This window comes from Nocardiopsis sp. TNDT3 (assembly GCF_003427465.1).
Classification (GTDB): domain Bacteria; phylum Actinomycetota; class Actinomycetes; order Streptosporangiales; family Streptosporangiaceae; genus Nocardiopsis; species Nocardiopsis dassonvillei.
The window spans coordinates 1-5,050 of record NZ_QPFC01000897.1 but is presented as its reverse complement, the minus strand read 5'-3'; the positions used below and the strand labels follow the sequence as shown (position 1 = coordinate 5,050).

The following is a 5,050-nucleotide window of genomic DNA, read 5'->3' as shown; positions in this document are numbered from 1 at the left end:
CGCCGCGCAGCTCCAGGAACCGGTCGGCGAGGCGCACGAGCGCGGCCGGGGCCTCCTCCAGCGGTGTCAGCGGGCCCCAGTGCTCCCCGACCCTGAGCTGGGCGGTACGCGCGTCGAGGGCGACCGCCCCCAGGTCGCAGGAGCGCTCCAGCAGGTCGCCGCTTCCGTCGTCCAGGACGAAGAGGAATCGGCCGGGCAGGGCGGCGCGGCGCGGTTCGGCGCACAGCAGCCCGTCCAGCTCGGCGGCCACGGGCCGCAGGTCCGCTCTTCCAGCCCCGAGCCCCGTGCGGGGGGAGACCATGATGTTGCGGACCAGCTCGTGGGAGGGCGAGGGCAGCAGGCCGGTGCCCTCCAGAGCCCGGAGCACCTCGGGGGACAGCCGCCCCCCGCTTCCGGGCAGGGCGCGCAGTTGCAGGTTGGCCCGCCCGGTGACGTGGATCCGGCCGTCGCCGTACTCCTGGGCCACGGCGGCCAGGGCGCGCAGCGAACGGACGGGGAGCCTGCCGCCGACGAGCCGGAGCCGGACCAGCAGCCCGTCGTCGGCGGGCCAGGGCCGCAGGGCGCCCGGGCAGCGGTCGCGCCGGGCGCGGACGGTGGGGGATGGGGATGGGGAGCCCATCGGGGACATGCGCGTCCTTCTGGTCAGGGACCCGTTCGCGGGGTCCTCGGTTGACCTGGCGGCCCGTCACCGCCAGCGCCAGCAGGTCTTCGGACTCGGGATCGACCGGTGCGGAGCGCCTTCCCGGAGCGTGCGCTCCAGTGGCTGTCCCGGGGAACCGCGTCCCCGGGGCGTGCCCGCCCGTCACCCTCACCGCTGCGCGTCAGCCCCGGATTCGCACCGGGTTCCCTGCCCCACGAGGTGGAGTTCGACTGGCTCGACGAGGGTACCGTTCCCCTCCCGGGCCAGGTCCGGGGGCCTTCCCCCGACGCGGTCCCGGCGTGGCCCCGTCGCGGTCCCGGTGTGGCCCCGGCATGGTCCCGGCGTGGCCGGAGGCGGCCAGTCGCGGGCAGGAGAGCGCGGCCGGCACCGTACGACACAACCGGCCGATACGGTACGTACCGCGTATTCCTCGCACGGTCCGCGCCGCCGTGCCCTCACCCCCGGGAGCCGATGGATGTACACGGTCCGAATCTCGCAGACCGACCCCTACGCCTTCCCCAGTCTGGGCGCGGCGCTGCGGGCCCCGATGTACGCGGGAAGTGACCTGTACCTGCACGTCGAGCCGGGCCACTACACCGAACCCCAGGTGGTCGGCGTGAACCGGCACGTCATCGTGGTTCCCCTCCAGGGCCCCGGCACCGTGACGGTCGCGGCGGGCGACACGAACGTGTTCAACGTGCACAAGGGGCGGCTGGAACTGCACGGTGTGCACGTGCGCAACGCCTCAGCCGAGTACCCGCCCGTGTACGTGCACCCCGAAGCCTTCCTGAAGGCCGTCGACTGCGCCTTCTCCGCGAGTACGCAAGTGAACGTGAAGAACACCGAAGCCGAGTTCACCAACTGCGGGTTCGCGGGCGGCGGACTCTACATGGACGGCTCCACGGGCAAGGTGGACGGCTGCCGTTTCACCGACGCCGTGCTCGTCGTCGAGGGCCCGGGCTCCCCCGAGATCCGCCGGACCACCTTCACCGGGGGCCACGACACATGGCACACCCTGCACATCTCCAAGGCCTCGCCCACGGTCACCGACTGCGTCCTGACCGACTGCGGAGGGGAGAGGACCCAAGCGGTCCACGTGCGGGACTCCGCCGCTCCGAAGTTCACCAACCTGACGGTCACCGGGGACCGGGGCTGGCCGGTACGGGTGACCGGACGCTCCAGGGCGGAGTTCGACCGCCTCAGGGTGGACGGCGGCCGTGCCGGAGGCGACTCCGTGTACGCCTGGGACGACTCCGAGATGACCATCACCCACGGCCGCATCACCAACGCCAGGGCCAGTGCCCTGGCGACCGTCGGGGGCGCGTTGACCGTCCGGGACCTGGTCATCGAGGACGCTGCCCGGACAGGCCTCCACGGGGAGGGGGCCAGGGTCAGCGGTGAGGGGCTGTCCCTGACCCGTGTCGGTGGGAACGGGGTCTACGTCGAGGAGTGCCGGACGACGCTCTCCGACGTCGAACTGCGTGACAGCCCCCAGGAGGCACGGGAGAAGTGGAGCGTGTTCGCCGCGCAGAAGGGGCGGTTCGAGGTCACCGGGTTGCGCGCCTCGAAGTCGCCGACGATGGTGCACATCGTCGACGCGCGGGGAAGCCTGACCGATCTGACCGGGGACGACGTCGAGGGTGGCCTCCTCGTCAGGCAGGACAGCACGGTCACGGTCAGCGCGGCGACGGTCACCAACAGCAGTCTCAACGCGCTGACCGTCAACGAAGGGTCCGAGGTCGAGGTCGACAGGATCCAGATCTCGGACTGTTCCCTGCACGGTGTCTACGCGGGGGGCGAGTCGCGGCTGGTCCTGCGCTCGTCGACGGTGAGCGGGTGCGCGTCGGCCGGAGTCGGCGTGGAGAACGGGGCCGTGGTCACGTTGGAGGACACCGTGGTCCGGGACGGGGACGGCTCCGGGCTGGCCGTGTACGGCACCAGCAGGGTGCGCCTGGTGGGGTGCACGATCTCCGGCAACGCCGCTGAGGGGGTGGACACCGAGGACACCGCCACCGTGCAGACCGAGGACACCGAGATCACCGGGAACGGGGACGGTGACCGGGTCCAGGCGCGGGCCGCGACCGGCAGCGGCGGCGCGGCCGTGCCGGACGCGCCCGAGGGTGAGGCGCGGCCGCTGGAGGAACTGCTGGCCGAGCTGGACGCCATGGTGGGCCTGGACGGGGTGAAGAAGGAGGTCCGCGCCCTCGTCAACTTCCAGCAGGTCAGCGTCAAGCGTGCGGCGGCGGGGCTGCCCGCGCTCAACGTCAGCCGCCACCTCGTCTTCTCCGGGCCGCCCGGAACCGGCAAGACCACCGTGGCCCGGCTCTACGGGCGGATCCTGCGCTCCCTGGGCGTGCTGGGGAGCGGCCAGTTCGTGGAGGCCGCCCGCCCCGACCTCGTGGCCGAGCACCTGGGCGGCACCAGCACCAAGGTCACCGAGGTGGTCGAGCGGGCCCGGGGCGGTGTGCTGTTCGTCGACGAGGCGTACGCGCTGTCCCGCAAGTTCGGCAGCGGATCGGACTTCGGCCAGGAGGCCATCGACACCCTCATCAAACTCATGGAGGACCTGCGCGAGGAGGTCGTCGTCATCTTCGCCGGGTACTCCAGCGAGATGCGCGGCTTCCTCGACGCCAACCCCGGGCTGCGGTCGAGGGTCGCCCGCACCGTCGAGTTCGAGAACTACTCGCCCGAACAGCTCACGACCATCTTCACGGGGATGGCGGACAGGCAGGGCTACACGCTGGGGGAGGGCACCCGGGAGCTGCTCATCCGGCACTTCCAGGCGCAGAAGCGCGACGAGACCTTCGGCAACGGGCGCGAGGCGCGCCGCGTGTTCGAGGAGACCGTCCAGACCCAGGCGACCCGGATCGTCGACGGCGACTTCGGTTCGGCGCGGGACCTGTCGCTGATCCTGCCGGAGGACCTCGCCGACGTCGTGGACGGCGGGCTCTCCGCCAGGGTCGCGGAGGGGCCCAGGGACGCCGGTCAGGTCGAGGAGCTGATGCGCCGCCTGGACGCCATGGTGGGCCTGGCGGCGGTGAAGCGGGAGGTGGCCGACCTGGTGAACCTGATCTCGGCCGGACGTCGGCGGCAGGCGGCCGGGCTGGGGGCCCCGCTGCCCTCGCGACACCTGGTCTTCGCCGGGCCTCCGGGAACGGGCAAGACCACGGTCGCGCGGGTCTACGGGGAACTGCTGGCGGCCCTGGGGGTGCTCGCCCAAGGGCAGGTGGTGGAGGCCAGCCGGGCGGACCTGGTGGGTTCGTACGTGGGCCACACCGCCCAGCGCACGCGTGACGTGTTCGACCGGGCGCGCGGAGGCGTGCTGTTCATCGACGAGGCGTACGCGCTCGCCCGGCCGGGCGGCAGCGGCTCCGACTTCGGCCAGGAGGCCGTCGACACGCTCCTGAAGCTGATGGAGGACCACCGCGACGAGGTGGTGGTGATCGCCGCCGGTTACACCGGGGAGATGCGCGAGTTCATGGCGAGCAACCCGGGGCTGGAGTCGCGGTTCTCCGGGACGGTGGAGTTCGCCCCCTACGACGCGGACGAGCTGGTGCGGATCTTCGTCGGGATGGCCGAGGGCAGCGACTTCCTGGTGCCCGAGGAGACGCGCGGGGCGCTGGGCGCGTTGGTGGTCGAGCGGGCCGGGGTGTTCGGGGACGGCAACGGGCGCGAGGTCCGCAAGCTGTTCGAGGAGAGCGTGATCCGCCAGTCGCGGCGGATCGAGACGGCGGCCCTGGCGGGGGAGGTCCCCGGGGTGGCGGAGCTGCAGACCCTGCGCCCCGAGGACGTCGTGGGAGCTCCGTAGACCTCATGGGGGGCGACGGTTCCCCACGCGGAGCGGTGGGTTCCGCGGCCTTGGGAACACGGCCCGCCCCCGGACGCGGAGGTGGGGCGACGACGCGCGTTCGCGGGCCCGGCCCCGGTTCGTGTTCGGGCGGAACAGCGGTGGTGACGGCGGGCGTGGAGTGTTTCGAGGGTTTTGCGGGGATTTTAAGGTTTCTTGTTTCGGGCAGGGGACGGGCGAGGGGCGGTTCGCAGCAGTACACCGCTCCCCACGGGAACCACCGAAGGAGGAAGAGCATGAGCGCCACCGAGAAGGGCCGCAGCCAGGCCGAGATGGTCAAGGGCAAGGCCAAGGAGACCACCGGCAAGGCCACCGGCAACGACCGCATGAAGAACGAGGGTCGCGCCGAGATGGCCAAGGGGCGCCTGCGCCAGGGCAAGGAGGACCTGAAGAAGGGCCGGTAGGTGCCGCCTTCGCGGACGCTCGCGGACGGCCCCCCGCCAGCGGGCGCCTCCCGACCGGCCGGCCGGACGGGGCGGGCCGCGAGCCCCGGTCCCGCCGTGGCCGCCGACCTGACCGCCTTCGCGTCCGAGGGGAGCGGAGCACGTGCCCCGCACGTGCTC

The 5,050-nt window shown here is 72.6% G+C and carries 2 protein-coding genes, 1 pseudogene and 1 riboswitch; of the genes and pseudogenes, 2 read left to right on the top strand and 1 reads right to left on the bottom strand.

The genetic code is table 11. The features are described 5' to 3' along the window. Positions 1 to 628 (bottom strand): annotated as a pseudogene (locus tag DQW06_RS21265) (nitrite reductase); the annotation flags it as partial. A gap of 53 nt (positions 629 to 681) precedes the next feature. Further along, positions 682 to 890: riboswitch (cobalamin riboswitch) on the bottom strand. Positions 891 to 1,115: 225 nt separating this feature from the next. Between DQW06_RS21265 and DQW06_RS21260 the strand changes: the two are divergent. Both DQW06_RS21260 and DQW06_RS21255 read left to right on the top strand, forming a co-directional pair. Beyond that, positions 1,116 to 4,448 carry an AAA family ATPase gene (locus DQW06_RS21260; protein WP_117199166.1) on the top strand — a complete coding sequence of 1,111 codons (3,333 nt, stop codon included), beginning with the start codon at positions 1,116 to 1,118 and terminating at the stop codon, positions 4,446 to 4,448. A 275-nt stretch (positions 4,449 to 4,723) separates the two neighbouring features. Beyond that, entirely contained in the window at positions 4,724 to 4,891 is a 168-nt protein-coding gene (locus DQW06_RS21255; RefSeq protein WP_013152664.1) for a CsbD family protein, read from the top strand. Positions 4,892 to 5,050: the final 159 nt, after the last annotated feature.